At 61.7% G+C, this 2,157-nt stretch carries 4 protein-coding genes; 2 read left to right on the forward strand and 2 right to left on the reverse strand.

Annotated elements, in window-relative coordinates; all coding sequences use genetic code 11:
• Nucleotides 1–15: 15 nt before the first annotated feature.
• Together VJ307_08945 and VJ307_08950 are read right to left on the reverse strand one after the other, a co-directional pair.
• Nucleotides 16–333 carry a hypothetical protein gene (locus VJ307_08945; GenBank protein ID HJX74270.1) on the reverse strand — a complete coding sequence of 106 codons (318 nt, stop codon included), beginning with the start codon at nt 331–333 and terminating at the stop codon, nt 16–18.
• 109 nt (nt 334–442) lie between these two features.
• Nucleotides 443–727 (reverse strand): GYD domain-containing protein, encoded by a 285-nt coding sequence (locus VJ307_08950; protein HJX74271.1) that lies wholly within the window; start codon nt 725–727, stop codon nt 443–445.
• 55 nt (nt 728–782) lie between these two features.
• Here VJ307_08950 and VJ307_08955 point away from each other — a divergent pair, with 55 nt between their 5' ends.
• Together VJ307_08955 and VJ307_08960 are read left to right on the forward strand one after the other, a co-directional pair.
• Complete coding sequence (locus VJ307_08955) at nt 783–1,370, forward strand: DUF2182 domain-containing protein (protein ID HJX74272.1); 588 nt, start codon at nt 783–785, stop codon at nt 1,368–1,370.
• A gap of 244 nt (nt 1,371–1,614) precedes the next feature.
• A partial coding sequence (locus VJ307_08960; protein ID HJX74273.1) for a methyltransferase domain-containing protein occupies nt 1,615–2,157 on the forward strand: 543 nt, incomplete at its 3' end.

Genomic DNA, 2,157 nt, shown 5'->3' on the forward strand with positions numbered 1-2,157 from the left:
CCGGCGGCGGGATCGCTATTCCGGTTTCTGTTCGGGTGAGCCCGACTCGTGCGCGCCGCCGTGTTTCGCACGATGCAGGAAAAACCGCTCGACTACGTAGAACCCGGCGGGAAGCGCAAGGGCGATGCTTGCCACCTTCAAGCCCAGCCGAACAGGCGTCGAGGTGACGCCCAGGACGTCGCAGAGGAAATCCGAGATGCGTGCCCCGGCGATAAACGCCGCGATGACCCCTCCGGCCAGCGCAGCGGCAAGAAGCAGCCGGGAACCGCTTCTTCGTTTCTTTTCTCGACCCCCCGGGATATGGCCCGGGTTTTCCCGCGGATCGCGAGGCACTTCGCTCTCTCCGGGGGTCACCGGATCACGGGGGAAGGAAAAGGATGCGGCCGGCGGATCGGTGCCCGCCGGCCGTCGGATCCGGGATTTGGGAACGAGTGCGGGGCGATCACTTCAGCGTCTTGATGAATTGGTCGATCGTCATCGCGGGGAGGGTCATGATCTGGATCGTCCCCCGCGACCCCAGCGTCACCGAGATCTTGACCATCGTGTCGTTGCTCGGGGCCTCGACGACGTTGACGAAATCGTAGAGGCCCAACACGGCATACTGGCCGAGCACCTTCGCCCCCATCCCCTCGATCTCCTTGTTCACCTCCTTGATGCGCTCCGGCTTGGACTTCACGGTTTTCCTTCCCTCGTCGGTGAGCGAACTGAGCAGGATGTAGAGCGGCATCGGATCTCCTTTCTCCTGGCCGGGGTTGGATGGGGAGGTTGTCGGATTCCGCAGAGTGCCGATAGGGAAATTATACTACCTCGATCCGCCTGCGACGCAAGGGGAGGCGGAGGCGCGTTTCCGTCATCCCGGCACCCATCTTCTCCGGACTACCGCCTTTCTCTTCGGCTACCTCGGGATCCGGGTGCTGACCGGAGGGGTGACCTATCCCGTCTGGCTGGGCCTGCAGGCGTTGATGTCCCGCAGCCCGGAGACCGCCCGGGGGATCGGCGCCGCCGTCCTCGTCATTGCGGGTCTCTACCAGGTGTCCCCCTTGAAATACCGCTGTCTGTCCCACTGTCGCAGCCCCTTGAGCTATTTCATCCAGCATCCCGTGGGAAGGAGTCCCGTAGACGGCCTGCGGCCGGGATTCCACCACGGGGCATTCTGCGTGGCGTGTTGCTGGGCCTTGATGTCCGTCCTGTTCGCAGTGGGCTTGATGAACCTGGCCTGGATGGGTCTGCTCACCCTTGCGATTTTCACCGAGAAAACCCATCGACAAGGGCATCGGATCGGCCAAATGATCGGCGTCGCACTCATCGGCCTGGGGCTTCTTCTGTTTGTTGGACCGTCTATGGTTCGGCAGTTCCTGATCGGGATGTAAAGATCCCCCCGAGCCCGCCGCCCCGGGGGATCTTCCTCCTTGAATTCGCCACCATTCCCTGTAGGGGGGAAGAAGGATTTTTATCGTCAAGGAATCATTCGCGATGTTTGCTGAATCTTACCTGTCGCGGGTTTGATCTTCGAATGACGGGGCCGGAAGGGACGCTGCCCGCTGCCTCTGTCTTGTCCGGCTCTCAACAACAGATGGTTCGCCTCCATGGAGGTGGAGCGGATGGGAGGGGATCATGGCCCCAGAAATTATGGTTGATGCCGCAACCTTGCGCGAGCAGGTGAAGGAGAAGTACCGGGAGGTGGCGGTAAATCCTCACGGCAGTTTTCATTTCCACACCGGGCGCGCCCTCGCAGCCAGGCTGGGCTACGACGAGAACCTGACCGCATCTCTGCCGGACTCGGCGGTGGAGTCGTTCGCCGGCGTGGCGAACCCGTTTTCCCTGCGATCCCTGTCGGAAGGAGAGCGGGTGATCGATCTTGGATCGGGGGGAGGATTCGACTGTTTCGTGGCGGCTTCGCAGGTTGGTCCCAAGGGGCATGTTATCGGCGTGGATATGACGCAGGAGATGCTCGTCAAGGCACGAAGGGCTTCGGGAGAACTCGGTCTGGAAAACGTGGAGTTCCGGGAAGGGCTGATCGAAGATCTTCCCGTCGAGAACGGGTGGGCCGATGTGGTGATCAACAACGGTGTGATTAATCTGTGCGCCGATAAACGACGCATTTTCTCGGAGATCCAGCGTGTGCTCCGCCCCGGCGGGAGACTCCAGTTCGCCGAT

This window comes from Candidatus Deferrimicrobiaceae bacterium (assembly GCA_035256765.1).
GTDB lineage: Bacteria > Desulfobacterota > Deferrimicrobia > Deferrimicrobiales > Deferrimicrobiaceae > CSP1-8.

What these genes read in the sequence shown, in the direction of transcription:
- VJ307_08950 (HJX74271.1), bottom strand. Translation starts at nt 727, where the DNA reads ATGCCGCTCTACATCCTGCTCAGTTCGCTCACCGACGAGGGAAGGAAA.